Source organism: Paraburkholderia sp. (genome assembly GCF_026225065.1).
In the GTDB taxonomy this organism is placed as follows: domain Bacteria; phylum Pseudomonadota; class Gammaproteobacteria; order Burkholderiales; family Burkholderiaceae; genus Paraburkholderia.
On record NZ_JAMFSB010000176.1, the window covers coordinates 1 to 25,035 of the forward strand.

Annotated in this window: 23 protein-coding genes and 1 pseudogene; 16 read left to right on the top strand and 8 right to left on the bottom strand. The window is 63.0% G+C overall.

Translation table 11 applies throughout. The features are described from left to right. Positions 1–227: 227 nt before the first annotated feature. Positions 228–878: a C39 family peptidase gene (locus tag M0954_RS13145; protein ID WP_122156156.1), complete on the bottom strand. Its 651-nt coding sequence runs from the start codon at positions 876–878 to the stop codon at positions 228–230. A gap of 475 nt (positions 879–1,353) precedes the next feature. Between M0954_RS13145 and M0954_RS13150 the strand changes: the two genes are divergently transcribed. After that, positions 1,354–2,208: a helix-turn-helix domain-containing protein gene (locus M0954_RS13150; RefSeq protein WP_133894655.1), complete on the top strand. Its 855-nt coding sequence runs from the start codon at positions 1,354–1,356 to the stop codon at positions 2,206–2,208. Positions 2,209–2,286: 78 nt separating this feature from the next. On the opposite strand, the gene M0954_RS13155 is transcribed toward M0954_RS13150, so the two are convergent. From M0954_RS13155 to M0954_RS13165, 3 genes are read right to left on the bottom strand one after another with little or no spacing between them, the layout of a single operon-like run. Beyond that, positions 2,287–4,116, bottom strand: coding sequence for an ATP-binding protein (locus tag M0954_RS13155; RefSeq protein WP_123387143.1), 1,830 nt, complete (start codon positions 4,114–4,116; stop codon positions 2,287–2,289). After that, positions 4,086–4,595 (bottom strand): molybdopterin-dependent oxidoreductase, encoded by a 510-nt coding sequence (locus M0954_RS13160; RefSeq protein ID WP_123387142.1) that lies wholly within the window; start codon positions 4,593–4,595, stop codon positions 4,086–4,088. The genes M0954_RS13155 and M0954_RS13160 overlap by 31 nt, the downstream gene beginning before the upstream one ends. 55 nt (positions 4,596–4,650) lie before the next feature. Next, entirely contained in the window at positions 4,651–6,315 is a 1,665-nt protein-coding gene (locus M0954_RS13165) for an ATP-binding domain-containing protein (RefSeq protein WP_122159140.1), read from the bottom strand. Between the two features lie 169 nt (positions 6,316–6,484). Between M0954_RS13165 and M0954_RS13170 the strand changes: the two genes are divergently transcribed. The 3 genes from M0954_RS13170 to M0954_RS13180 all read left to right on the top strand — a co-directional run bounded on the left by M0954_RS13170 (position 6,485) and on the right by M0954_RS13180 (position 8,510). Next, entirely contained in the window at positions 6,485–7,111 is a 627-nt protein-coding gene (locus M0954_RS13170) for a glutathione S-transferase family protein (protein ID WP_122156160.1), read from the top strand. Between the two features lie 22 nt (positions 7,112–7,133). Continuing rightward, entirely contained in the window at positions 7,134–7,796 is a 663-nt protein-coding gene (locus tag M0954_RS13175; RefSeq protein WP_122156161.1) for a glutathione S-transferase N-terminal domain-containing protein, read from the top strand. Between the two features lie 84 nt (positions 7,797–7,880). Then, the gene (locus tag M0954_RS13180) at positions 7,881–8,510 is read left to right on the top strand and encodes a Fur family transcriptional regulator (protein WP_122156162.1); all 630 of its coding nucleotides are present in this window, start codon (positions 7,881–7,883) and stop codon (positions 8,508–8,510) included. Positions 8,511–8,516: 6 nt separating this feature from the next. On the opposite strand, the pseudogene M0954_RS13185 reads toward M0954_RS13180, so the two are convergent. Continuing rightward, a pseudogene (locus M0954_RS13185) lies at positions 8,517–8,973 on the bottom strand (response regulator). Between the two features lie 441 nt (positions 8,974–9,414). Here M0954_RS13185 and kdgT point away from each other — a divergent pair. The 3 genes from kdgT (at position 9,415) to M0954_RS13200 (ending at position 12,623) form a co-directional block, all read left to right on the top strand. Next, positions 9,415–10,467: a 2-keto-3-deoxygluconate transporter gene (gene kdgT, locus M0954_RS13190; RefSeq protein ID WP_297353653.1), complete on the top strand. Its 1,053-nt coding sequence runs from the start codon at positions 9,415–9,417 to the stop codon at positions 10,465–10,467. 46 nt (positions 10,468–10,513) lie between these two features. After that, positions 10,514–11,233 carry a ribonuclease activity regulator RraA gene (locus M0954_RS13195; protein WP_122156164.1) on the top strand — a complete coding sequence of 240 codons (720 nt, stop codon included), beginning with the start codon at positions 10,514–10,516 and terminating at the stop codon, positions 11,231–11,233. Positions 11,234–11,618: 385 nt separating this feature from the next. Further along, a complete protein-coding gene (locus tag M0954_RS13200; RefSeq protein ID WP_297353655.1) occupies positions 11,619–12,623 on the top strand; it encodes a phosphotransferase in 1,005 nt (334 codons plus the stop codon). A 79-nt stretch (positions 12,624–12,702) separates the two neighbouring features. Here the strand turns inward: M0954_RS13200 and M0954_RS13205 are convergent, their stop codons facing one another. Continuing rightward, positions 12,703–13,437: a TetR/AcrR family transcriptional regulator gene (locus M0954_RS13205; protein WP_297353657.1), complete on the bottom strand. Its 735-nt coding sequence runs from the start codon at positions 13,435–13,437 to the stop codon at positions 12,703–12,705. A 97-nt stretch (positions 13,438–13,534) separates the two neighbouring features. Between M0954_RS13205 and M0954_RS13210 the strand changes: the two genes are divergently transcribed. From M0954_RS13210 to M0954_RS13220, 3 genes are all read left to right on the top strand, one after another. Further along, positions 13,535–15,043: an MDR family MFS transporter gene (locus tag M0954_RS13210; protein WP_297353659.1), complete on the top strand. Its 1,509-nt coding sequence runs from the start codon at positions 13,535–13,537 to the stop codon at positions 15,041–15,043. A gap of 532 nt (positions 15,044–15,575) precedes the next feature. Then, entirely contained in the window at positions 15,576–16,445 is an 870-nt protein-coding gene (locus M0954_RS13215) for a hypothetical protein (RefSeq protein WP_133894647.1), read from the top strand. Positions 16,446–16,579: 134 nt separating this feature from the next. Further along, positions 16,580–17,656: a TAXI family TRAP transporter solute-binding subunit gene (locus M0954_RS13220; protein WP_122156169.1), complete on the top strand. Its 1,077-nt coding sequence runs from the start codon at positions 16,580–16,582 to the stop codon at positions 17,654–17,656. Position 17,657: 1 nt separating this feature from the next. Here M0954_RS13220 and M0954_RS13225 read toward each other — a convergent pair whose 3' ends face one another. After that, positions 17,658–19,085 carry a PLP-dependent aminotransferase family protein gene (locus tag M0954_RS13225; RefSeq protein ID WP_122159142.1) on the bottom strand — a complete coding sequence of 476 codons (1,428 nt, stop codon included), beginning with the start codon at positions 19,083–19,085 and terminating at the stop codon, positions 17,658–17,660. A 114-nt stretch (positions 19,086–19,199) separates the two neighbouring features. Between M0954_RS13225 and M0954_RS13230 the strand changes: the two genes are divergently transcribed. Together M0954_RS13230 and M0954_RS13235 are read left to right on the top strand one after the other, a co-directional pair. Next, a complete protein-coding gene (locus M0954_RS13230; RefSeq protein WP_122156170.1) occupies positions 19,200–20,102 on the top strand; it encodes a DMT family transporter in 903 nt (300 codons plus the stop codon). Positions 20,103–20,168: 66 nt separating this feature from the next. Further along, positions 20,169–20,393, top strand: a complete 225-nt coding sequence (locus tag M0954_RS13235) for a hypothetical protein (protein WP_297353661.1) — start codon at positions 20,169–20,171, stop codon at positions 20,391–20,393. Positions 20,394–20,574: 181 nt separating this feature from the next. Here M0954_RS13235 and M0954_RS13240 read toward each other — a convergent pair whose 3' ends face one another. Next, the gene (locus M0954_RS13240; RefSeq protein WP_122156172.1) at positions 20,575–20,811 is read right to left on the bottom strand and encodes a type II toxin-antitoxin system Phd/YefM family antitoxin; all 237 of its coding nucleotides are present in this window, start codon (positions 20,809–20,811) and stop codon (positions 20,575–20,577) included. A gap of 120 nt (positions 20,812–20,931) precedes the next feature. On the opposite strand from M0954_RS13240, the gene M0954_RS13245 reads away from it, so the two are divergent. The 4 genes from M0954_RS13245 to M0954_RS13260 all read left to right on the top strand — a co-directional run. Continuing rightward, the gene (locus tag M0954_RS13245; RefSeq protein ID WP_297353663.1) at positions 20,932–21,822 is read left to right on the top strand and encodes a MerR family transcriptional regulator; all 891 of its coding nucleotides are present in this window, start codon (positions 20,932–20,934) and stop codon (positions 21,820–21,822) included. Positions 21,823–22,055: 233 nt separating this feature from the next. Further along, the gene (locus tag M0954_RS13250) at positions 22,056–23,099 is read left to right on the top strand and encodes a sulfonate ABC transporter substrate-binding protein (RefSeq protein ID WP_297353664.1); all 1,044 of its coding nucleotides are present in this window, start codon (positions 22,056–22,058) and stop codon (positions 23,097–23,099) included. Positions 23,100–23,360: 261 nt separating this feature from the next. Then, positions 23,361–24,260 (top strand): mechanosensitive ion channel domain-containing protein, encoded by a 900-nt coding sequence (locus M0954_RS13255; protein ID WP_123388456.1) that lies wholly within the window; start codon positions 23,361–23,363, stop codon positions 24,258–24,260. A 250-nt stretch (positions 24,261–24,510) separates the two neighbouring features. Continuing rightward, the coding region (locus M0954_RS13260) for an NAD(P)/FAD-dependent oxidoreductase (protein WP_297353666.1) at positions 24,511–25,035 on the top strand (525 nt) is incomplete at its 3' end.

Consider the following 25,035-nt stretch of genomic DNA (forward strand, 5'->3'; position numbering starts at 1 on the left):
AGTCTCCTCGCCCGCCTCATGTGGCGTTCCTCCGAGCGGCATAGTCTGTATCAGGTGATGCTGGCAGCCAGCCACGAAGAAGGTCTGCAAGACAATCTCGTCCAGCGTTCCCGCCCCGTCCGGCAGCGTTGATCAACTACCAGGCGGCCTGCCAGCCATTCGTTTCTTCAGCAGAAATCGGACCTGGAAGCTGCCGGGTAGTGCCCTGGGCGGCGGTCGCCGATCCGTCAGCGGGCAACCTGGCGGTTGGCGGGACGCGTGAGCGTCAGGCCGCGGCCAGCGTAAAAGCGCGCAACCGTCGCGAACGGCATATACACATCGCTCTGATACGGCGCGACGCCCGATGGATTGTGAAACCAGACGCCGTCAGGGTCACGCCCATGCAGCAGAATCAGATGACCACCACGTTGCGAGTTCGGCTCATGCGGGCGACGAATCTCCGGGCTCACCGAAATGATCGCCATCGTTGCGCTATCGATGCGCGCGGCGATCTCCTCAAGCGTTGCCTCGGGCAACACATCCACCTGCAAACCAAAAGCCTGCTCGGCCCAAGTGGCGAATGGCCGGTAAATCAGGCCATCGACGCCACCGTCTTCACGCATCCGATACACCTCGTGGCGTAACGCTTCGTCGAGTAGCGCGGCGCGCGGCGCATGCCCGATGCCCCAGAAGTCCAGTGCGGACTCGAGACACGTCAGGCCGCACAGACGTTGCGCCCAGAAACGGTAATGCTCGCGCTCGATAAAGCCGCTGCGTTGCCACGCGGGGTCGTCGCATGGATCAGCATCGTCTTCGACGATCGGCCGCACCCATTCGGGGCTACCCCATTGCGAGTAGTACGGCACACCGGTATGGCGCAGGGTCTTGTTGTCTTTCATGAATGGTGTTGAGATGGCGTCGGGATGGATAGAACGGTAATCAGAACAAGAAGCAATGGACCTCATTATTGCGGATTATTGAACGCCGAATATCGTCCGATGAAGCTGCGCAAATTTGTGCGGCGACTTATACGCAGTTCATACGCCGCCCGTTCACACGGCGATCATCGACGCACGCCACAATCGGATCACATTTCATTACATGTCATACGGGGTTTCCTCGCTAAAATACGCAAGACGCATCGGGCAGGCCTTACCCGGACTCGGCCGGCCGTCCTTGACTGAGAATCCCGGAGACAAACTCAGGCAGTTTCGCGACTGCTGCACAAAAGCAGCAACGCCGCGTTTTTTTGCTGTACATTTGCTCTCCCATGCGTGGCCGGTCGGCTCGCAAAGAAGGCGATGCAACCCATCGCCGTCAAGCCTCACGCGTCCTTCACCCGATACTATTTATAAAGACGGACTTCCACGCAGTATGGCCAACGAAGCAACCTCACCTGACTCCATCGCAGTCGCGGAACGCGTGCGCGAGTTGATGAGCCGTCACGGCATTGGAAAGCGGCAACAGACCACGGAACTGTGCCGCATTCTCGACCTGAGTTTTTCACAAGGGCATCGCAAGTTACGCGGCAACAGCCCTTGGACCCTATCGCAGATCAAGAAAGTCGCCGAGGTGTTCGGCGAGCCAGCCGCGCAACTGTTCGGCGCGCAAACGCTCGATCCGGGCATGGTCGGCGCGGTCGCCCAGGAGGCCGTGTTCTCCATCGGCGGCATCGAGCTCGCCTGCACGGCCTGGGTGGGCGCAGCGATCGAACCCGGTAGCCGGCCGGAATTCATTGCCTATTCGAAACTGGGACAATGGCGTGTCACGCGTCACGATGGCGCGCTGTATCAAAGCGCTTATGAAGTCCACAAGATCGAGATTTATCCGCGCCGTGCGGAAGCCGACAAACCGCTGATCGCTGTGGTCGACGACGACCGGTCCTCGGCCGATAACCTGCGCGACTACCTCGATCGCAGTGGCTTCGCCGCCGTAGCGATCTACGGTTTGGCCGCGTTCGTCGAGCAGTTGCAGACGCAGGTGTTCGACGGTGTCGTGATCGACTGGCTGTTCGGCAATCAGACTTCCGCCGCGGCGATTCGCGCCGTGCGCGCTTCGGAGAACCCGGACGCTCCTGTGTTCGTGCTAACCGGCGAACTGCTGACAGGCAAGGCCAGCGAGTCCGAGATCAGCGAGATTATTCGCAATTACAACGTAGCGTGCTATGAGAAGCCGGCGCGGATGGCGATTCTGGTGGCCGATCTGTCGAAGCGGTTGAACCGGGCCTGAGGCCTGCCACGCGAGTGAATGAATGGCCGGGCACGCGGCGGCACAAGCCACCGCGGGCGCTCGGCCCTCAAACCGCCTTCAAACCACACTACGCGCCGCCAGCGCCCGCTGTAGCGCGGAGCGCAACTGCTCGTAGTGCACCGGCTTCACCAGATACTCGAAAAACGGCGCCGCGTCGGTTGGCGGCGCTTCGGGCGCATACGCACTGATCGCGATCACCGGCGCGCCTGCCGACGGGCCACCGCGTGCAGTGAATTCGGCGAAGAACGTGTAGCCGTCCTGATCCGGCATATGCAGGTCGAGCAACATCACATCGCAGCGGCGCACGTCGAGCCAGGCGAGTGCATCTTTGGCATTGGCGACTGCCGTCGCGTCGTAGCCCATATGCGCGATCATTTCCAGCAACGACTCGCGAATCAGGCCGTTGTCGTCGACGATCAGCACCTGCGAGCGCTCGCCTTCCCGGGCACTCTCCGCCTTGGCATCGGGCAGAACGGCAGGCTCGACCGGCCCCACCGGAATCGTGACCGTGAAGGTCGTTCCCTTACCGACTTCGCTTTCCACAGCGACGCTGCCACCGAACAGCTTCAGCAACCCCTGCACGATGGCGAGACCCATGCCCGCTCCTTCGAAACGGCGCGTACGCGAACCGTCGAGCTGGGTAAATTCCTTGAACATCAGCGGCAATTGCTTGGGCGCCACGCCTGGCCCCGTGTCGCTCACTTCGATAGTGAGCACCGCGAGCCGCTGCACCAGCCGCACCCGCACCGAGCCCTTCTCTGTATAGCGGATTGCGTTGGTCACCAGGTTGCTGACAATCTGGCGAATGCGGTGCGGATCGGAATCGACCGGCCCGGTCAAACCGCTCGCCTCGCTCGCGAGCGTCAAGCCGCGCGCAAGCGCGGACGGCGTGTGTTCGTCGACGATCGAAGCCAGCAGCTCGCGCGGCTCGAACTGCTCGTAACGCAATTCGAGCTTGCCGGCGCCGAGGCGCGCATAGTCCGTGAGGTCGCGCATCTGCGCCTCCAGGTGACGCGCCGCACTTTCCAGCCGCTGGATCACCTTGCGGTCCGCTTCGGACTGGAAATTGAAGCCAAGCAGCTCGATCGATGACACGATCGCGTGCAGCGGCGTGCGCAGTTCGTGGCTGATCATGCCGAGAAAAGCGTCTTTCGCGAGACTCGCCTCGCGGGCCGCGCGGGTCGCCTGATGCTCGGCTTCGAGCGCCGCGCGTTGCTGACGGATCAGGCGGCTGCGGCGACGGCCGTTCACCACCAGCAGCAGCGTCGCCGCGGCCGACAGCAGCACCAGCATGATCCCGGCCGCGAACAGCATGCGACGCTTGTCGATGAAGTCACGAGTCAGCGCTTCGCGGTCGGCTACGTCGGCGAAGCGGCGCGTCAAGGCCAGATCGTTGACCTCCTGCCAATGCGCCCGCAGCGTGGCGACTATCCGGTCGGCTCTGCGGGAATCCTGAGGCAGGGCTGCGATGTCGGGCTCGAGCTGGTCGAGCGTGTGCTCGAGCGTCTGGATTTCGCCCTCCTGGCGCTGCAGCAAGGCGACCTGATCGATCAGCATGCGCGTCGAGCCGGCCATCACGTGCAGCTTCGACTGCAGCACTTCGTAGCGCAACTGCAATCGCGGGTAATCGGCATCGGTGCCGTTGCGGTAGAGCAGCAACTGGTTTTCGAGGCGCGCGTAGGCAATCTGCAGTTGCGCGGCGTCCCAATAGAAACCGTCGTACGTGCCGGTCAGCAACTCCGTGGAGCGCGGGTTGAGCAGATTAGCGTACATCAGGTAGCCGATCGCCCCCACCGGCGCCGCGAGCGCGGTGACCCAGACTGCCACCAGCAGCCAGCGGCGCGCCCGATGCGGCGTCACTTGACGATCAAGCCCTTGATTTGCCATACGAATTTTGAGTCCGCGTCGGCACCCGACAGTTCGGTTGGAAAGGCGTCGCGCGGATAGATGAGAAACAGCGGCCCGAAATCGCTGACCTTCAGACGCTTGCCGTTCATGCTATACGCCACGATCACGCCGTAACGAGCGCAGTCCGAAACCGGAATGGTTTCGACGTAGTCGTCGAGCGTATGGACTTCGATCTGGCTGCCACGAGTGCCGACCAGCTTCAGGATATCCGCGAGCAACGGTCCTGTGAAGGTCGCGCGGGGCGTCCACGAGGTCGACGTGGTGATCGAATGCGCGGGCAGCGCGAGAAGCTGCTCTTCACTGAGGTGGTAAACCGGGGGCGCCGGGTGTGTCGGGTCGTTCGCTGTCGTGACCGCGCCCGTCACATCGAGCGAGAGCACGGCAGCCTGGGCAAAACCCGCGGCTAACGCCATGGCGAGGCACGCGATCCAGCGCGCGCCGTTTTTCCGGTAGTGCATTTCAACGGCCTTTTCGTCTGTTTTCTTGTTCTGTCGTGACCTGCTCTGCTATTCCTCAATCCTTGCCGTCCGCCATCCGCAGATGGCGCGCCGCGCGCTGCGAAGCCACCACGATCAGCTTCATGGTCGCGCGCGTGGCGCCGACGAACAGCTTGCGGGCGCTGCGCTCATCGAAGGTGTCGAAATCGACCTCGGTCAGGATCACGCACGGCGCCGATTGCCCCTTGAAGCGGTAGATCGACTCCAGCAGCACGTCGCCCTCGCGATATTCCGGGTTGCCGAACAGGTCGTACTTGCCGGTGAAGCTGCGCAGCCGGTGTGGCCCGAGCTGGTCGAGCGAAGTCAGCACCGAACCTTCACGTCCGCGAAACGACAGCACGGCGATGTCCTGCTTGCGAAACCCTAGCGAGAGCGCCTGGGTGATCGCACGCTTGGTGGCGTCGATGCAGCCCTCGGCCGCGTGCGCTTCGTCGTAAGTGGAGAGCGACAGATCGGAGCCGTCGAACGGGCTGCCCGAGGCAAGTCCCGCCGCAAGCGGCACCTCGGCGCCGACCACGTCGCGCAGATAGTCGAGAATGTCGCGCGGACTGCGGTAGTTGGTGGTTTCGTTCAGCGTGGTCCAACCCGGCAGATCGACCGGCGCGCGCATGTAGAGGTTCTGCAACGGGTCTTCGAGCCACCACCATGCCGCGCCCGGCCGCAGCAGCCGTTCGAGCGCACCGACCCACGGCTGCTGGAAGTCCTGGCCTTCGTCGACGATCAAGACGTCGAACTGCCAGCGCGCCTCGATCGGCGTGTCTGCAAAAAGCCGTTCGAGCTGGTCGAAGATATCCGCAGACTGAAAGTCGGGCGCGCGTCCGGCGTCGCGGGCAATCCAGTCGCACAACTGGTGATAGTTCGCCACCTTCGCTTCCGGCGGCGCCACGCGGGCAATGTGGTCAGCAAGCGGCCGGTTGAAGCACACGTACAACGGCTGCTGACCGCGCGCCACCGCGTCCTTCATGACCTGCACCGCCAGTTGCGTCTTGCCGGAGCCGGCCGTGCCGGCGACGCGCAGGCGGAACGGCGTGAATTCGAGTCGACGCGCCCAGGTGGCCAGGCCACCGGCCAGACGCGTGACGAGCGTGCCCGCCTGACCGACCAGCGCGCTGGCGTCGGGCGAGAGCGCCAGTTCGTCGGCGAGAAAGTGATGGATCTTGGCGGCACAGGCAAGGCGCGGTTCGTCCGCCGGCAACGCTTCGCGGATGATCGCGGCGAGGCGCTCCTTGCGCGTTGCGTCGACGATGCGCGCCGGGTTCACGCCGGCAATCGCTGCGTCCTTGACGATATGGTCGGGACAGTACAGCAGTTCCTCGATGAAATAGGTGCCCGCGCCGAAGGCCGCGGTAAAGCGCCGATGCATGCTTTCGACGGTCCGTGCCAGCGCAATTGCCACATTCCGCTCGGTCTGCAGATAAACCTTGACGAGCCCTTTAGGTGTCTCGCGCAGAAAGCCGGTTTTCTGCTCGACGATCATCAAGCGCCCGGACGGTCCAACTATCACAAAATCGGCTTCGCCGAATACCGAGAACCCCTGGTTGAGCCGCGTCCAGTGCACGCCGTGATAGACGGTGTAAGCGTCGGGCAGCGCCTCTTCCAGCAGCGCCAGCGTTTCGCGTTCGCGCGCGGCGGCGCCGGTGGCAGCGAGGTTCTTCCAGTCGTCGGGGACAATGCGGGCCATGCGGTGCCTCGTCATGTTCGGATGCAGGCATTGTACGCAACGCACATGCGTTTTCGGCATCGGCCATTCGGTCAACGAAAGGGCAATTACAAGCTGCATCGTGTATCGTTATCCGTGGAACGCCGCATACGCGTGCGGCTTGCCAACCACAGAAAAGAGGATCTGCCGGATGATTACAATCTGGGGACGCGCCAACTCGGTCAACGTCCAGAAATTGTTGTGGTGTTGCGACGAACTCGTGCTGCCGTACGAGCGCATTGATGCGGGGCTGCAGTTCGGCCGTAACACCGAGCCGGAATATCTGGAGATGAATCCCACCGGCCGCGTTCCGACGCTGGTCGACGGTGATTTCGTGCTGTGGGAATCGAACTCGATCCTGCGCTATCTGGTGATGGAATATGGACCGGCGAGTCCGCTCTATCCCTCTGAGCCCAAGCAGCGCGCGAGTATCGACCGCTGGCTGGACTGGTCGCTCTCCACGCTGCAAGCGGCCGAACGGCCGGTGTTCTGGGCCATCGTGCGTACGCCCGCTGCCGAACGCGATGAGGCCAAACTTTCCACCGACATCGCCGCAGTCACGCTGCTGTGGAAGCTGGTCGACACGCATCTGCACGGGCGCTTCTTCCTCGAAGGCGAAAAGTGCACGCTGGCCGATATCGTGATCGGCTCGTATGCGAAGCGCTGGTTCGGGCTGGAGGGCGTCGAACGTCCGTCGCTGCCGAACCTCGAACGCTGGTACTCGCGCCTCGCGACGCGCACCGGCTTCAAGAAGTACATCGACTTTCCGCTGACCTGAACGACACCGTCTCCCATCTCATATGACCATTACGCTTTACGCCTGGGGTACGCCGAACGGCCGCAAGGTCAGCGTCGCCCTCGAAGAAATGGAGCTGCCTTACACGGTCGTTCCAGTCAACATCGGCAAGGGCGAGCAGTTACGGCCGGAGTTCCTGCGCATCAGCCCGAACAACAAGATTCCGGCCATCGTCGACCCGGACGGCCCTGCAGCTGCAGGTGGCATGAGCGGTACGGACGGCGCAGGCGGCGGCCCGGTCAGCGTGTTCGAATCGGGCGCGATCCTGCTCTATCTGGGCGAAAAAACCGGCAAGTTCCTGCCCACCGGCCTACGCGAGCGGATACCGGTGCTCGAATGGCTGATGTGGCAGATGGGCGGCTTCGGTCCGATGCCCGGGCAGGTGCACCACTTCGCCGCGCTCGAAGCGGAGAACGACCGCCGCTATGGGCTCAAGCGTTTCTCGGACGAAACCAACCGCCTCTATGGCGTGCTCGACCGGCGGCTTGACGAGGTGGAGTTCGTCGCAGGCGAGCTTTCCGTGGCGGATTTCGCGATTCTCGGCTGGGCGTGGCGGCACGAACGCCATAAGGTCGACCTCGCCACCTATCCGAATGTGCGGCGCTGGTATGACACGCTGTTCGCCCGGCCCGGCGTGCAACGCGGCTTTGCGGCAAAGCTCGACTGAGCCGTGGCGCCCAGGTGGTTCCCCGTTCCCCAGAATGGGTATCCACCTGCTACGCCGAATCGCGATGGACCTTATAATTGCCCCATGAAGAACGCCAAGTCCGCCGCGGTTGTCGAAAAAACCGCCCCTGCCCAAGACACCGCACACAAGCGTGCGCACGATTATTCGCATACCCATGCGGATCATCAGGCGCACGGCGGTGAGCATGAGCACGGGCATCTCCACGCCGCAACGCCGGAGGCCGCGCTCGTGCTGGCAGACGAGTATTGCCGCGAACGCGGCGAGAAACTCACGCCGATCCGGCGCAAGGTGCTGGAATTGCTGCTGACCTCGGGTCGGGCGACCAAGGCGTACTCGCTACTCGACGACATGCGGCAGATTCACCCGGGCTCCGCGCCGCCCACGGTGTATCGGGCGCTCGACTTCCTGCTCTCCGCGGGGCTCGTGCACCGGATCGAATCGATCAATGCCTTCACCGTCTGCCACGACCTGACGCAATGTCAGCACGGTATTCTGGTGGTGTGCCAGCAGTGCGGCAACGTCACCGAACTGCATCAGCCGAAGCTGCGCCAGGCGCTCGTGCTGCAGATTGAAGACGCAGGCTACCGCCTCGCCAGCGAGGAAATCGAACTGAAAGGCCTGTGCTCCGACTGTCAGGCCGCCGAAGCCAGCGCCGCCGCGGCTAGCGGCAGCAACGCCGGCAGCAGCGCCTGAAAGCGCTCAGCCTGCCGCGCGGGCGTCTATCGCATCGTGTAGCAATTCGACCAGATCATCCGGCCGGGCCGGTTTGGTCATGAAATGCTGGAAGCCTTCACCAATGCTGCGCAAGCGGTAGGTATCGTCAGTGTGGCCGGTCAGCGCCACCGCAACCGCCGGTGAATGATCGCCACGAATCTCGTGATCGCGAAGCCGCTGGATCAGATAGAAACCGTCCATGCAGGGCAGTTCGAGATCGCAAACCACCGCATCGGGTAACAATCGCAGCGCCGCTTCGACGCCCTCTTCCGCATCCGCCACTGCGACGACATGCGCGCCCTCCGATTCAAGCAGGTGCGTCAACGATTCCCTGCTCTGCAGGTCATCCTCGACGAGCACGATCGTTGCCTGATCGAGTCTCAACACTCCGTTCATTTTTCGTTGTTGCTATAAAGCAGGTTAGGCCCGATAAGGCAGCCATTGTATCGCGCGCATTGCCACAGCCTTCGTGAAGCGGGCGCACATCGCATGCATCGCTCTCAAGATCCGACTCGGTTTCGCACAACGAGTTGCATTCTTCCGGCAAATACGGCCTGGTCCGGGTGATCCGTTAATAGCACTTCACGTGCCTCGTCCGCCCGAGGCGCGCCGCGCTTGCTCGTGAGCGGGCCGCACAGCACCGCCACATAAGGCTGCGGGCCATCGCGCGGGTCGCAAAAATTGGCATGAACCGCCCAGCGGTTATCGATCGGGGGCACGCCCAGATGCACCTCGGGTGTGCAAAATCTGCCAGGAGTCATGCCATTTCTATCCTCCCATCTTAGGTGTAAACGATGACTTCAAAGCGTCACGATTTTCCGGGTGCTCCGACCTCCCAGTGCTAAATTTCGGTCGAGGCGATAACCGCGGAGGAGACCCCGGCATGAAAATCAAGAAGGCGATCGACCGTATTCCTGGCGGGCTGATGCTTGTCCCGCTGTTGCTCGGCGCGTGCGTGCACACGTTCGCCCCGCATGCCGGCAAATTCCTGGGCTCGTTCTCCAATGCCCTGATTACCGGCACACTGCCGATCCTTGCCGTGTGGTTCTTTTGCATGGGCGCCAGCATCAGCCTGAAGGCCACGCCGGCGGTGCTGCGCAAGAGCGGTGTGCTGGTCGTCACGAAGGTGCTGACCGCGGCGATTGCAGGCGTGATCGCCTCGCACTTCCTGCCGCCGGGTGGCATCACCTCGGGCTTTCTCACCGGCCTGTCGGTCCTCACCGTGATCTGCGTGATGAACGAGAGCAACGGCGGCCTGTATATGGCGCTCATGCAGCAGTACGGCACCCCGGAAGAAGCCGGCGCGTTCTGTCTGATGTCGCTTGAGTCAGGCCCGTTCATGACGATGGTCACGCTCGGCATTGCCGGGCTCGCGAGTTTCCCTTACGCCACGCTGCTCGGCGCGCTGTTGCCGTTCCTGATCGGCTTTGCCCTCGGCAATCTGGATAGCGATCTGCGCCAGTTCTTCGGTCAGGCGGTAGCGGTGATGGTGCCGTTCTTTGCGTTCGCGCTCGGCAATAATCTCGACTTTCGTGTCATCCTCGACACGGGCCTGCTCGGCGTGCTGATCGGGCTTTGCGTCATCGTGGTGACCGGCACGACGCTCGTGCTGTCCGATATCTTCCTCGCGCGCGGCAACGGCACGGCGGGCATCGGCGCGGCGTCGACCGCCGGCGCAGCGGTCGCGGTGCCGCAGATCATCGCCGGCATCGAACCGCGCTATGCTGCGATCGCTCCGGCTGCCACAGCACTGGTTGCCACCTCGGTGGTGGTGACCTCGCTGCTCACGCCGATTCTCACGGCTATCTGGGCGCGCCGCTGGGGGGTGCTGTCGGCGAATTACCGGCGCACGCACCCAGCCTCCTCCGATCCGCAACCGGACAGTGAGACACACCAGTCTGGACTCAAGCCCACGCTTCATCATCAAGCGAAGTGAGGCTTTGAGCCAGACTCTTTTCCAACCAACGACACCTGATCTCAAGATGCAAGAACTCGATCCCGCGACGCTCGAAGCCCTCCGTCAAGTCAGCACGGCCACGCTCACCACCCAGCTGTTCAAGCGAGGCTTGCGCAACACGTTCATGCAGGGCGTCGCGCCGCTGGCGGGTCATAGCGGCCCGAACCTCGTCGGGCCGGCGTTCACCCTGCGCAACATCCCGTCGCGCGAGGACATCGACGTCCTCGAACTGTTTGCGAACCCCGAGTACGCGCAGCGCAAATGCGTCGAAACGATCCCGGCCGGACACGTGCTCGTGCAAGATTGCCGCGGCGAGCGCAGTAGCGCTTCGTTCGGTTCGATCCTGACGCAGCGTCTGCAGGTGCGCGGCGTCGCCGGCATGGTCTCGGACGGCCCGGTGCGCGACAGCACGACGATTGCCGCGCTCGGCCTGCCGGTGTTTTGCGCCGGTGCGAGCGCTCCGCCAAATCTGATCCGCCATCATGCGATCGATATCAATGTGCCGATCGGCTGCGGCGGTGTTGCGGTGTTTCCCGGCGACGTGATCGTCGGGGATGCGGACGGCATCGTGGTGATTCCGCGCGAAATGGCCGCCGACGTTGCCAAGGCAGCCGCGGAACAGGAACTGCAGGAGGAGTTTCTAACGGAACGCATTCGCGAAGGCGCGCCATTGCCGGGCACCTACCCGCCCAACGACGCGACGAAAGCCGCGTATGAGGCGTGGAAGAAAACGCGTCAGGTTTGAGGCAGCGCTGCATCGGCTGGCAGCGCAAAACTCTTTCCGGATGTTTCCCGGCATTACTACGCGCTTAAGACCGGAGCGTGGGCGCGACAACCGCGTGGATACCCCCACGTAATGTCGGTGCCCGCCGCAACGCTCGTTGCGGCAAATCACCTTACAGAAACGCCGGTGTCCTGCCGGCAAATTCTTTCCTACTGCTTACCGTTCGTAACAGGAAGCAATATCTTCGCGTTGTCCCGCGTGTTGTGGTCGGTTGTAATGCACTCGACCTGATGTCCGGCGCCGCAAGCCCTATCGCAGTGGCACGGTCATCTCACGAACGATGCGGGCCTCGGCGCCGGCCGGTCGCACCCGCTATCGCCCACGACTGCCGCTCCGGCGCAACATATTGACCCGCACACACGACCCCGATAGCGCGCCCGCCAACGCTCTGGACAGCGCTCAAGCCAGCGCCATTGCCCATACGACGAACGTCACAGACGCCGACGCGGCCGGCGTGACGCAAGCTGCGCTAAACATCGAGGTGCGGGCCGTGAGCCGGCAGTCGCTGACGCAAAGCGGCAACGCCATCTTCCGTGTGCAACTGGCCGATGACCGTACGGTCGCGGCGCGCATCAATCCGCGCCGCGGCATGTTCGCCTTCACGCAACACAATCTCGACGCGCTGCGCGGACTGGGCTTGCCCGTGCCGCATGTACTGGCAGCAGGCGCGACCGCTGCGCAAGGCTCGTTCGTGATTCTGGAGTGGGTGCCCGGACGCGATCTGCAGTACGAACTTGCGGGCATGTCTACGCAGCAGATGACGCGGCTTGCCGAAACGGTGACCGGATATCAGAGGCGCGTTGCGAGCTTGCCGGAGAGCAAAGGATTCGGCTGGGCCCCGATCCAGCGCAATGCTGCCGCGGCGCGCTGGACCGATATCTTCGGCCTGACTTCGGACGCCGGGCCAGCCGACGATGCGCCGCCCCTCGAACACATCCGCGCCCGCCTGCGTGCGGTGCGGCGCTCGGTCGAGCCTTACTTCGCGTCGCTGCGGCCGGTCTGCTTTCTCGACGACCTGACGGTCAAGAATGTGCTGGTCGAGCGCGGCGAACTGCAGGGGATTATCGACGTCGACTTCGTCTGCTATGGCGACCCGCTGATGGCAGTCGGCACGACGCTCGCACACATTGCGGCCGATGTCGGCGAGGCCGGGCGCTTCTACGGCAATGAGCTGATCCGCAGTGCGACGCCGTCACAGGATGCACAGCGGGCCATCTATTTCTACGGTACGCTCTGGATGACCGGCTTTCTCGCCGCAGCCGAGGCGGCAGGACAGACGCAGCGTGCCGCTGAGCTCTTGAGCGCGACCGACGCCATGCTTCGCCACGCCGAGGCCGATCTGCACACCTGAAGCGGCGCGAGCGGTCAAGCTCGCTCGCCCTACCCGGGTCCACCTTGGCGCCGGCGGCAAAGCCGGTGCCACCAACGCGTTAGTCCTTCTCGCGCTGAGGCCCTATTCCGTGCACCAGCATTGCTACCGCATGGCGGGCGATGTCGTCCGAAGTCAAACTGCGCCGCACCGGATCGTTGCGCCACATCTTCGAAGTGGCAAGCGGCAGGATGGTCAATCCCAACAGCGTCAGAAACACCAGCGAAGGCTCCAGATCCGGGTTGAGACGCCCCTCTTTCTGCCACTGCTCGATCCGCGCCACTGAGGCCTTGTGATGGGTATGGCCGAAGCGCTCGTGCATGCGCTGCCGCAACAGGCCACCCTCGCTGATCACTTCACGCACCCACAACGGCGGAAACCACGGGTTCTGCTCGGCGATTTCCACGAACCCTCGCGCAACCTGCGAAATCGCGGCCACCGGGTCGTCGGAATTGGCTTCGAACGCACCGCCGATCGCTGCGCGCAGCGGCAGAAAACGTTCGTCGATCAGCACGTCGAGCAACTGGTCACGGGTCTTGAAGTAGTAATGCACCATCGCCGGCGTGAAGCCGGCCTCCCGCGCAATGGCGCCGAGCGTCGTATCGACGATGCCCTGGCGCGCAAACAGGTTCAGCGCGGCGTCGAGCAGACGGGCACGTTGCTCCGGGCCGCGTGCGCTGCCGCTCGGCCTTCCGGGCCGCCGCGCGGTCGTGGTGGCCGGTTCCAGGACGGCTTCTGTGGACGGCTGCGTGCCCGCCTCAGTGGCCCCCAACTCATCAGTCGGTGCAGTGCTCATTTCCTTTCCATTTGACCAATTGTGCGATATCGCATATATTAATCTTCGAATTAATTAATTTCAATACATCCCGACACGTTAGATAGGTTCCGATCATATGGATCATCCTGCTACTACCCCAGCCGAACTCGCGAGCGGCCCAGAACATCCGCCGATTCGCCTCCTGTTCCCGGCCCTGCTGCTGGTGATGCTGCTTGCCGCACTCGACCAGACTATCGTGTCGACGGCGTTGCCCACTATCGTCGGCGAACTCGGCGGCCTCAACAATCTGTCGTGGGTCGTCACGGCCTACCTGTTGACCTCCACCATCGTCGTGCCGCTGTACGGCAAGTTCGGCGACCTGTTCGGCCGCAAGATCGTGCTGCAGGCGGCCATCGTCCTGTTCCTCGTCGGTTCCGCATTGTGCGGCCTCGCGCAGAACATGACCCAGTTGATCGTGTTGCGCGCGCTGCAGGGTCTCGGTGGCGGCGGCCTGCTGGTGGTGACCATGGCGGCCATCGCCGATGTAATCCCACCCGCCGATCGTGGCCGCTACCAGGGCGTGTTCGGCGGCGTGTTTGGGTTGGCCACCGTCGTTGGCCCGCTTCTCGGCGGTTTCCTGGTCGAGCATCTGTCGTGGCGCTGGATTTTCTACATCAACCTGCCGCTCGGCGTGATTGCGCTGGCCGTCATCGGCGCAGTGTTCAAGTCGCACGCCGCGCATATCAAGCACACCATCGACTACATGGGCGCGGCCTTCCTCGCAGGCGCGCTCACCTGCATCATCCTCTTCACCAGCCAGGGCGGCACTATCCTGCCATGGACGTCGCCGCAACTGTGGTGCACGCTCGCCATGGGTCTTGTCTGCATCGCCGGCTTTATTTATGAGGAACGGGAAGCAGCCGAGCCCATCATGCCGCTCGAACTCTTCAAACAGCGAACGTTTTTGCTGAGCTGCCTGATTGGCTTCATCATCGGCGTTTCGCTGTTCGGCTCGGTGACGTTCATTCCCTTGTATTTGCAGGTCGTCAAAGGGTCGACGCCTTCTGAGGCCGGCATGCAGATGCTGCCGATGATGGGCGGCCTGCTCGTGATGTCGGTCATCACCGGGCGCGTGATCAGCAAGATCGGCAAGTACCGCATGTTTCCGATCGGTGGCACCTTTCTCGTGGCTGTGGCGATGACGCTGCTCGCGCGGCTCGAGATTTCCACACCGATTCATGTGATGTATCTCTACATGGGTCTGCTGGGTCTGGGTCTCGGCATGGTGATGCAGGTACTGATTCTCGCCGTGCAGAACACAGTGGAGTTCAAGCATATGGGCGTCGCGACATCGGGTGCCACGCTGTTCCGCTCTATCGGTGGCTCCGTGGGTGTCGCGGGCTTTGGCGCGGTGTTTTCGAACGGTCTGGCGTCCCGTTTGCAAACACTGATTCCGCCCGATACCGAGTTGCCCCATGCACTTGGCCCTGCAGCGATCAATCAGTTGCCCATCGCGTTGCGCGACGATTATCTGCAGGCATTTTCCGGCGCGCTGCACATGGTCTATCTATCGGCTTCATGTGTGGTCGTGCTGGCGTTCGCGCTGGCATGGCTACTCAAAGACCATCCGCTGCGCAAGCATTGAATTCCGCCATTCGCCCGGCTGTTTACGACAACGGCCTCGCGAAGCGTTTCGTCCAATCAATGTCCCCCGCACGCTGCATGCTACTGGCAGCGTGCAAAAAATTCCCCATTCCTTCGTTCTGCAGACAAGTGCAGCGATTCGTCCTACCGTTATGTGTGTTTCGGCACACATGGTAGGTACGAACGGCGATTGACGTTCACTCCGAAAGCTCACATATTGTTCATGGTGGCGCCGCATGCTCTTGCATCGCAGACGCTGCTCTTCAGCGCATGTGAATCGTGTTTCACGCAGAGAGTACATGCTGCCTCGAGCACGATCTGGTGCATGCCATAGCGGCACAGCCTTTCGCAGGTGGGTCCACAGAATGTCCACCCAGACTACTCCTGGCCAAAGTTTCCCGGCGCCTTGCAAACGTTGCGGCGGCTTGCTGTATCAGCCCGCCGATCTGTGCCCGTATTGTGGCACCCGGCGCCCTATCGCCACGCCGTCGCCTCTGCGCTTCGCGGGTACCCATGGCCTGCGCCCCCCTCCTATGCAAACAGATGCCGGTATCGAGTCTGCTGCGCCGGAACTTGCATCGCCGAAAGCGCCGATCCCTCCGCTCAAGCATCTTCCGCTGGGCGCTCCTGTGGGCTCGCGATGGCTGCTCACACGCGGACTGATCGCGCTTGTCGTGTTGATACTAGGTTATGGCGTTTACACACTATTCGGTGACCATCGTACTGCCCCGCCCACCTATGATGAACAGGATGCCAAATCAACGGCCGGGTCCATCGCACCTTATACGGCAGAACAGACAGCAAATTCGCCGGTCAATGCGGGCACCGTCAATGCATCCGTGGCGCCGCCGCGAGGCGTGGCCGCACCGGTTGCCGCTCCGCACTACCGTGATCTGTCCGAGAGCCTGCGCGCGGCGCATGCGCACGAGGACGCCCACGATCTGTCGGGCGCGCAGGCTGCCGTGAACGCTGCGCTCTCGATGGATTCCGGCAACGCCGACGCGCTACAGATCCAGCACGAAATCACACCACTCGAACAACGGCGCGACGCCGCATTGCAAACAGCGCACGTGTGCATCAAGGATCGCCTGTGGAACTGTGTGGAGCACAGCGCCAGCGATGCGCTTGCAGCAGACAGCGGCAGTCCTGAGGCGAAGACGTTGCTGCAGCAGGCAATCGTCGAAACCGGGTGGGTGCCGCTTGGCGGCCACGCGGCACCGGCCACGAAGACTGTGCCGTCGCCCTCTCAGGTACCCCACCTACCGCCATCCGCCCGAACCGCACAGATCGTTACTGCGGCGCCAGCGGCTCCAGCCCCCAACAGCATCGACGCTCAGGAACGGGCCATCGCGCAGTCCGGCTGGCGAACCACGCCGGCCTCAGGCGCGGCGCCGGCGCATTGAGCGAAATGCAGCGACCGAAGTCTTTAGCACCTCGAAGGACGCGATATCTGGAAGTTGCAAAACCTGATTCACCGATGCTTCACGCGGCTCGCCGCGAAAGTTCATTAAAACCACAGGGATAGGCGGAGAAGACCATGCTCAAGACAATTCTGACGGGGTGGCTCGGGCTGATGCTGGCGTGTTCGTCCGCGCTTGCTGATAACGCTCATTACAAGATCGTCACCGGTCCCGAACGCGGCACCTATATCCAGATCGGTGCGGACCTCGCGAAATGGGTCGCCGAGCCGGCTGGTATCGATCTTGAAGTCATGCCGTCGAAGGGTTCCGCGGAAAACGTCCAGCGCATGCGCTTCGAATCGGGCGTAAAACTCGCGCTAGTGCAGTCTGATGTCTACCAGGCCTATGTCGACATGGCCAATGCCGGCAACGCCGACGCCGGCCAGACGATCCGGCCCTTGCGGCTCATCATGCCGCTTTACGATGAGGAAATAAATTTCGTCGTGCGCGCCGATTCGCCGATCAAGACCATCAACGAGATCAAGGATAAGAACATCAGCGTCGGCCTGCTCGGCAGCGGTACTGCGCAATCGGCCAACACTATTTATCGCCTGATGTTCGGCCAGCCGATTGCCGATCAGAACGCGCAGCATCTGAGCAACGAGGACGCCCTCGCCGCGCTGATCGTCAAGAAGATCGACGTGGCCGTCGTCGTGGTCGGTCAGCCCGCCAAGCTCTTCACCGATATGAATCCGGAACTGCTGCAACAGCTTCGTCTGCTGCGCGTCGATCCGAACGCGCCTGAAACGGCGCGCGCCAAGCAGACCTACTTTCCGGCCATCATTCACACGGCGAGCTATCCGACCTGGCTGAAGGAAGATGTGCCGACCTTCACCGTCAAGGCATTTCTGGTCACGTACGATTTCGGACTGCGCGATACGGTCAACAACCTCGATCATTTCGCCGATTCGCTGTGCACGAACTTCGACAACCTGCAGGAGCACGGTCATCCGAAGTGGAAACAGGTGAAGATGGAGTTGCCGAGTCTCGGCAAGGGTTGGCAGTACTATCCGCCTGTCGAAAGGCGTCTGCGCAGTTGCGTCGCCCGCCGCGCGGCGGCCATGACAACTGAAGCGCCCGCACAGACGGCCGACAAAGCGCTGCCCAAGTCGAATTGCACGGATGAGGCACGGGTGTTGATGCTGTGCAAGTGAGTCACATCGGCGCCTGCGCAAGCTCCATCGCACGTTGCAGCGCTTCGTAGGCCTTCGGCCGGTTGCACTGCGAGACATTGAAGCGCAGGAATCCCGCCGCCGATTGCGAGGCGCTGAATACGTTGCCCGGCGCGAGCACCACGTTGTCCGCCAGCGCGTGGCGGGCGATCTCCGCGCCATCCAGCTCGCCCGGCAAACGTGCCCACACGAACATGCCGGCGCGCGGCCGGGTCCATATATCGAGACCGGACTGGGTCAGGCGCCGGATGGTCTCGCCCATCGAATCCGCAAGCTTTGCGCGCATGCCTTCGAGATGCCGCCGGTAGGTGCCGTCCACCAGCAGCCGGTGCACGACACTCGCCGCCAGTTGCCCGTTGCCGAACGACGTGGCGAGCTTCAGGTCGATCAACGGCTCGACCCAGTCCGCACGTACCGCGATGAAACCGCAGCGCACGGCCGCAGACAGCGTCTTCGAAAAGCTGCCGATCGATACGACGCGCGCGAGACCGTCGAACGCAGCCAGACGCGGCGCGGGCTCGTCCTCGAAATCCGCGAAGATATCGTCCTCGACGATCAGCAGCTTATGCTCGCCGGCCAGCTTCAACAGACGATGCGCGACCGCTGGCGCAAGGGTCGCGCCGGTCGGATTATGGATGGCCGAATTGGTCACATAAAGGCGCGGGCGATGTTCGACAAGCACCCGCTCAAACGCGACGAGATCCGGCCCGGACGGCGTGTACGGAACGCTGACGATGCGCGCGCGGTGGGCGCGCAACAAGGCCTGGAAGTTGAAATAGCAGGGGTCGTCGATCAGCACCGTATCGCCCGGTTCGAGCAGGAAGCGGCAGACCAGATCGAGCGCGTGCGTGCCTCCATCGGTCAGGATGATCTGCTCAGCAGGTGCGTCGACGCCATGCTGGGCGAGCCGCCACGCGAGTTGCTGGCGCAGTGCGGGCAAACCGGGCGGTGTGGCGTAATCGGCCAGCGCGGCGTGCGGATCGCGAGCCACCGCGCGCAGAGCGCGTCGCACGCCGTCTTCCGGCAACCATGAGGCAGGTAGCCAGCCACAGCCGGGTTTCAGCACTTTCTGTCCTGTCTCGAGCGACTGCCGCGTGAGCCACAGAGGATCCACCTGGCGGTCGAGCCGCGGCCCCAGATCGGCCAACGCCAGCGGCGGCGCATGACCGGAGACAAAAAACCCCGAACCGCGTCGCGCAACGATCGCACCTTCCGCCACGAGCCGGTCGTATGCTTCGACGACCGTTGACTTCGACACGCCAAGCGTTTCCGTCATCGCGCGGATCGAGGGGACGCGGGCGCCAGGCATCAACGAGCGGCTGGCGATGCGTTCGCGCAGGGCGTCCATTACGACGTCGACCCGCGTGCGCGCCGAAACACCGCTCTCCGGATTGTCCCTAGTGGTTTCCATCATCTGTACTGTTCCTTGGCAGGTACAGTTTGTGTGAATTGTACTGCTCCGTAGCTTACCCTTTTTGCCGGACAGGAGGATGCTGACGGTTTTAGTCTGCACATGGAAATCCCGATGGAAAAGTCCAAAGACGGCCGGGCCACGAACGGCTGGGTTAGCGGCATGCTAGGCGTGTTGATCTTCAGCGGTTCGCTGCCGGCCACCCGCATCGCAGTGCAGGGGTTCGATCCGATCTTTCTGACCGTCGCCCGCGCGACGATTGCCGGCACGCTCGGGCTGATCCTGCTGCTTGTGTTTCGCGAGGCGCGACCCGCGCGACGCGACCTGCTGCCGTTGCTGATCGTCGCGCTCGGCGTGGTCGTCGGCTTTCCTTTGTTGACCGCTCTCGCCTTGCGTCATATCACGTCGGCTCATGCGGTGGTGTTCGTCGGCCTGCTGCCACTCTCGACCGCGATCTTCGGCGTGCTGCGCGGCGGTGAGCGTCCGCAAGCGGCGTTCTGGCTGTTCTCGGCGCTCGGCAGTTGCGCGGTGGTCGCCTTCGCGGTGCGCAACGGACTCCATGCATCGCCGCTCGGTGACGCCCTGATGCTGGCCGCGATCGTCGTCTGCGGGCTTGGCTACGCGGAAGGCGCACGGCTGTCTCGACACCTCGGCGGCTGGCAGGTGATTTCCTGGGCGCTCGTGTTGTCGCTGCCGGTAATGGTGCCGCTCACCTGGTGGGCGCGCCCAGCCTCGTTCGACGGCGTCAGTCAGGCCGCCTTCTGGGGACTCGCGTATGTGTCGCTGTTCAGCATGCTGATCGGCTTCGTGTTCTGGTATCGCGGGCTGGCCTTGGGCGGCATCGCCAGCGTAGGACAACTGCAACTCCTGCAGCCGTTTTTTGGGTTGGTGCTCGCCGGTCTGCTGCTACACGAGCAGGTGCCGCCGGTGATGATTCTCGTCACGGTCGTCGTGGTGGCATGCGTCGCCGGGGCGCGGCGGTTTGCCCGCGCCGTACCGGTGCGACCTGCTGGTTAGCGGCGGTGCTTTCCTCCGCTGCCGCACATTGCGGTATGCTCACGCGCTTGTTCAGAAGGAGGATCCATGAAATTTTCGACCTGTCTGGGATGCGCAGCGCTGCTCGTGTCCGTTAGCGCGTATGCCCAAACCTCGCAGACGTTTAACTTCGGCGAAGGCCAGACCACGCCGCACGCAGCCAATGCGCGGCCGTCGCAGCATAAGCCAAAGGCTAAACCGAAGCATCAGGCTGCGCGCCAGAAGCCCCAGCCGCCTCAAGCGTCGAACCAGAATCTCTATTCGCGCGGCTGAGCTGCGCTCGGGGCGGCCACATCATGGCCACCCCGCGGATAAATTCTGCACGGCTTCAATTCCTGGCAAACCGAGGGCATAGTGATGTGTTACCGGAGAAGCTCCGGGCCTGCAGATGCGCGTCTGCGGTGACAAGGAGAAGCGGTTCGCAAAGCGCCTGCGGGATCGGTGCCCAGCCGCATCAACGCCCCTCAAATGCAGCGACGGTATCGTCCGGCAGCGGCGCGTCGAACTCATCGGCAACGTGAATCTTGCCCTTGAGGCCGCCAAAGCGTCGCTCGATCTTAAGGCGTCCCAGCGGGACAAGCCGCGCCGCCGGCTTACCAGCCTTCGCAATAACGATCTCCTCACCGCGTGCGGCCGCGTCGATCAGTCTCCAAAACGGGGCTTTCGCCTCGCGGATATTTACGGTTCGCATAATTGCTCCCAGTGTTCGAAGTCATGTTAATGCATGTGCGTATCGGGTCAACTCGTGGTGTTTTTCAACGACCGCGATCAGCACTGCTACCCTGCACGTTCGCCGCGCTAAAATCCCCCCATGCCGAAAACGCTCCCCTCCCCGCCCCCAGCGCCCGCTGCGCCACGCAACGAATACACCGTCGACGAACTCGCGCGGGTGACGGACAGCACCGTGCGCAACGTGCGCGCCTATCAGGACCGCGGTCTGCTCGCGCCGCCGGAGAAGCGCGGCCGGGTCGGTGTGTACGACGATACCCATGTTTCGCGGCTCAAGCTCATCAATCACCTGCTCGCGCGCGGCTACACGCTTGCCAACATCCAGGACCTGATCAAGGCCGTCGACGAAGGCCACGACCTGCGCTCTATCCTCGGTCTGGAGACGGCCATCGGCAGTCGCTGGTCGCGCGAGATGCCCAAGAAATATTCGCTGCTCGAACTGCTGCAGATGTTCGGCGACAAGGCCTCGCCAGGCGCCCTGTCCAAAGCGGTCGATCTGGGCCTGCTCGAACGCCACGGATTGTCGTTCGTCGCCAACAGCCCCGCCGCGCTGTCGGCCGGTGCGACCATGGCACATGAAGGCATTCCGCTTGCCGATCTGCTCGACGCGGTACAGATCTCCCGACCGCATTTCAATGCCGTCGCCAAGGCGATGGTCGACCTCGTTGTGCGTCAGCTCGATCGCTATGAGGCCGATGCACTGCCGCCGCCCGCCGACGTACCCGCGCTGGTCGACGCGATCTGGCGGGTACGTCCGTTGGCCATGGTGCTGGTCGAAACCGAGATGAACCACGCGCTCGAGGACGCCGCCGGCGACTATCTCGGCAACCGCGTCGCAGCGATCATGGAAAAGCGACTCGGCAACGCGTCTGCTGGCAGGCCGTCGGCGGCGCCTCACGAGGACACGGACGCTCGCGTCAAAGGTAAAGCTGCGCTGCCGGCGAGCAACGCAAAAGCCAAAGCGAAGAAGTAATCCCACGCCACGCGCATAGCGCACCGAGTAGCACGCGCCGGGCACATTCCCCGTGCGCGTCATATCCAAATCTCCATTGCTTGGTTTGCGGTACGGCACGTCCATGCGACGATCCGTTGACCGCAGCAGCAGCATCCTTCCCGCCGCATCGGCATACGATCATCCGACGCACACGCTTGTCGGGATGGATGCGCATGGCCGCTGCCTCGACCGCACGCATGGAGAGTTTTCGAATGGCACGCAATCCGATCCGCCGCCCTCGTCTGGCCGCACCCACTGCCAACGCGTTCACCGCATTCACAGCCGTCACCGCATGCGCTGCGCTGACTGCAGTGACGCTATTTGGTACGGGCAACGCGCTCGCTCAAGACACCTCCAACGCAACCGAAAAAGTCCTGCGCATTGGCTATCAGAAAGCCGGCTTGCTCGCAGTCCTCAAAGTACAAGGTTCGCTGGAACAAAAGCTCAAGCTGCTCGGCTACAGCGTGAAATGGTTCGAATTTCCGGCCGGCCCGCAACTGCTTGAGGCGTTGAACGCGCACAGCATCGACTTTGGCTACACGGGCGCGCCGCCACCGGTGTTCGCTCAGGCCGCGGGCGTGGGCTTCGTGTATGTGGGCGCCGAGCCGGGAGGACGCCATACCGAGGCGGTCATCGTCAAGCCCGGTTCGCCGCTGCAAACGGTCGCAGATCTGAAGGGCAAACGCGTCGCTCTGCAAAAAGGCTCGAGCTCGAACTTCCTGCTGCTCGAAGCGCTGCAAAAAGCAGGCTTGCGCTACGAAGATATCCGTCCGGTCTACCTCGCCCCCGCGGATGCCCGCGCCGCATTCGAGAACGGCGACGTCGATGCGTGGGTAATCTGGGATCCTTACTATGCCGCCGCGCAAGAAGCGCTCAAGGCGCGCACGCTGGCAGACTATACGAACCTCGACACGGCCTACAGCTTCTACGAAGCGACCCGTGACTTCGCCCAGCAACACCCTGATGTCATCGGAGCGGTCCTCGGCCAGTTGCGCTCGACGGGCCAGTGGGTCACCCAGCATCCCGACGAAACCGCTGCCCTGATCGCGCCGAAGGTCGGTCTGGACCAAAAGCTGGTCGAGACGTGGATACGCCGCTACCCTTACGGCACCACGGCCGTCACCGACGAAATCGTCCGCTCGCAGCAAAGCGTCGCCGACGCGTTCTACGGCGCCCATCTGATTCCGCAGAAGATCACCGTGCGCGACAACGTCTGGCAAAACCAGCAAGTAGCGGCGAGTCTCGCAGCAAAATAAGCGGGTGGCGGGACGGCCTTCATACGCCTCTCCCATCCCGCATCTCGTAAAAGCAAACTGTCAAAAACGTTGAATCACTAGAACTTTCGCCTTTCGCTGCGGTCCCTTCTCCGCACGCTTCCACGCGTCATTCTCCGGGTTGCTCCGCTCTTGCGGACCGGCCGTTCGCCTCGCGCGAGCGTGCCGGCGCCCATTACCTCTTATGAGCCATCACGACGGCGCTCGCTCGCCGTCGCCTGAAAAACCAGGACCGTCACGGCCATGCAGAACCTTCTCGCCCAGATCCACCCAAACCGGTGGACCTTTCTCTGGGATTCGCTCACTGCCATCTCAATGCACCTGTGCGCCGCCGCGCTGATTCTCATGGTCGGCTGGTGGGTGGCGCGGCGTGTCGCGCGCTCACTCAACCGTTTGCTTACCAACCAGTCGCGCATGGACGCCACGCTGCGCCCCATCCTTTGCGACACCAGCCTATGGGGCATTCGCGTGGTCGCCATCATCGGCGCCCTGTCCCAGTTGGGTATTCAGACCGCGAGCATCGTCGCCGTGCTCGGCGCTGCCGGCCTCGCGATCGGTCTTGCGCTGCAAGGCACGATGCAGAACATCGCGGCCGGCATCATGCTGTTGCTGCTGCGCCCGTTCAAAGTGGGCGATTCGATCGAAGCGGGTACGGGTACCGTCGCCGGCACCGTCGAAGAAATCAGCTTGTTCACTACGCGTCTGACCAAATCCGACGGCATCTGCGAATACGTGCCGAATAGCGCGCTGTGGAGCAATTCGATCCGCAACTACAACCGCAATCCGACCCGCCGCCTCGATCTCGAAGTGGAAATCTCCGTACGCGACGATGTGGATCACGCGCTCGCCGCGCTGCGCGCCCTCGCCGCCGCCGATCCGCGCGCACTGCAAACGCCCGCGCCGCAAGTCATGGTGACCCGCTTCGACGACAGCACGGCGGTGCTCAATATCCGCGTGTGGGCGAAGATCGATGTGTTCTGGGACATGCGCTGGGATCTCGCCCGCCAGGTGCGCCAGACGCTCAACGATGCGCAATGTGGTCTGCCGGTCCGGACGCGGGAACTGCACATCGTGCAAAGCGGCGAACTGAGCGAGGCGGTGATGGATCGCGCGGCATCCCACCCGCGGGCTGTTACCCAGTAACGCCGGCCCAAGCGGTCATCGGCCGGCCGCATCTGGCCGCATTGCCCGCGCCTTGGCCGCCTGTTGATCCGACAAAAGCTGTTCCGCCTGCCGTCGTGCCCTTAGTGACACGACGGTGGCAGCCGCCCCTCGTTCTTCCCCGCCCCATAGAGTCCCCAACCTAAACGTCTGCTTGCGTCATTCCGTCTCAGCCTCTATCGTTACATTACTCAATGTCACAGTTAAGAGTGAATAACAGGAGACGGATCGGATGAACGCACGCACGATGCCCCCCGACGCCCTGGCGCCCCTCGAAACCGAGGTCGCCATTATCGGTTCAGGCTTTGCCGGCCTCGGCATGGCGATCCGGCTCCGTCAGGCCGGCATGACCGAGTTCATGGTCGCCGAAAAGGCCGACTCGGTCGGCGGCACCTGGCGCGACAATCGCTACCCGGGCTGCGCCTGCGATGTGCAATCGCACGTCTACTCCTTCTCGTTCGCACCGAACCCGCGCTGGACTCGCATGTTCGCGCGCCAGCCCGAAATTCGCGAGTATCTGGAGGCGTGCACCCAGCGTTTCGGCGTGCAGCGGCACATCCGCTTTGGTCACGAACTGGTGAGCGCCACCTATGACGAAAAGCGTCATCGCTGGCAGATGCTGTTCGCCAACGGTCAACGCTGGTCGGCGCGGGTGCTGATATCGGGCATGGGCGGCCTGTCGCGCGCGGCGCTGCCTGACATTCCGGGGCTCGATACCTTCAAGGGCAAGACCTTCCATTCGCAGCAGTGGGACCAC

Bases quoted from the DNA above. Each gene is read 5' to 3' on its own strand.
- M0954_RS13145 (WP_122156156.1), bottom strand. From the start codon at position 878: ATGAAAGACAACAAGACCCTGCGCCATACCGGTGTGCCGTACTACTCG.
- M0954_RS13150 (WP_133894655.1), top strand. From the start codon at position 1,354: ATGGCCAACGAAGCAACCTCACCTGACTCCATCGCAGTCGCGGAACGC.
- M0954_RS13155 (WP_123387143.1), bottom strand. From the start codon at position 4,116: ATGGCAAATCAAGGGCTTGATCGTCAAGTGACGCCGCATCGGGCGCGC.
- M0954_RS13160 (WP_123387142.1), bottom strand. From the start codon at position 4,595: ATGCACTACCGGAAAAACGGCGCGCGCTGGATCGCGTGCCTCGCCATG.
- M0954_RS13165 (WP_122159140.1), bottom strand. From the start codon at position 6,315: ATGGCCCGCATTGTCCCCGACGACTGGAAGAACCTCGCTGCCACCGGC.
- M0954_RS13170 (WP_122156160.1), top strand. From the start codon at position 6,485: ATGATTACAATCTGGGGACGCGCCAACTCGGTCAACGTCCAGAAATTG.
- M0954_RS13175 (WP_122156161.1), top strand. From the start codon at position 7,134: ATGACCATTACGCTTTACGCCTGGGGTACGCCGAACGGCCGCAAGGTC.
- M0954_RS13180 (WP_122156162.1), top strand. From the start codon at position 7,881: ATGAAGAACGCCAAGTCCGCCGCGGTTGTCGAAAAAACCGCCCCTGCC.
- kdgT (WP_297353653.1), top strand. From the start codon at position 9,415: ATGAAAATCAAGAAGGCGATCGACCGTATTCCTGGCGGGCTGATGCTT.
- M0954_RS13195 (WP_122156164.1), top strand. From the start codon at position 10,514: ATGCAAGAACTCGATCCCGCGACGCTCGAAGCCCTCCGTCAAGTCAGC.
- M0954_RS13205 (WP_297353657.1), bottom strand. From the start codon at position 13,437: ATGAGCACTGCACCGACTGATGAGTTGGGGGCCACTGAGGCGGGCACG.
- M0954_RS13210 (WP_297353659.1), top strand. From the start codon at position 13,535: ATGGATCATCCTGCTACTACCCCAGCCGAACTCGCGAGCGGCCCAGAA.
- M0954_RS13215 (WP_133894647.1), top strand. From the start codon at position 15,576: ATGCAAACAGATGCCGGTATCGAGTCTGCTGCGCCGGAACTTGCATCG.
- M0954_RS13220 (WP_122156169.1), top strand. From the start codon at position 16,580: ATGCTCAAGACAATTCTGACGGGGTGGCTCGGGCTGATGCTGGCGTGT.
- M0954_RS13225 (WP_122159142.1), bottom strand. From the start codon at position 19,085: ATGGAAACCACTAGGGACAATCCGGAGAGCGGTGTTTCGGCGCGCACG.
- M0954_RS13230 (WP_122156170.1), top strand. From the start codon at position 19,200: ATGGAAAAGTCCAAAGACGGCCGGGCCACGAACGGCTGGGTTAGCGGC.
- M0954_RS13235 (WP_297353661.1), top strand. From the start codon at position 20,169: ATGAAATTTTCGACCTGTCTGGGATGCGCAGCGCTGCTCGTGTCCGTT.
- M0954_RS13240 (WP_122156172.1), bottom strand. From the start codon at position 20,811: ATGCGAACCGTAAATATCCGCGAGGCGAAAGCCCCGTTTTGGAGACTG.
- M0954_RS13245 (WP_297353663.1), top strand. From the start codon at position 20,932: ATGCCGAAAACGCTCCCCTCCCCGCCCCCAGCGCCCGCTGCGCCACGC.
- M0954_RS13250 (WP_297353664.1), top strand. From the start codon at position 22,056: ATGGCACGCAATCCGATCCGCCGCCCTCGTCTGGCCGCACCCACTGCC.
- M0954_RS13255 (WP_123388456.1), top strand. From the start codon at position 23,361: ATGCAGAACCTTCTCGCCCAGATCCACCCAAACCGGTGGACCTTTCTC.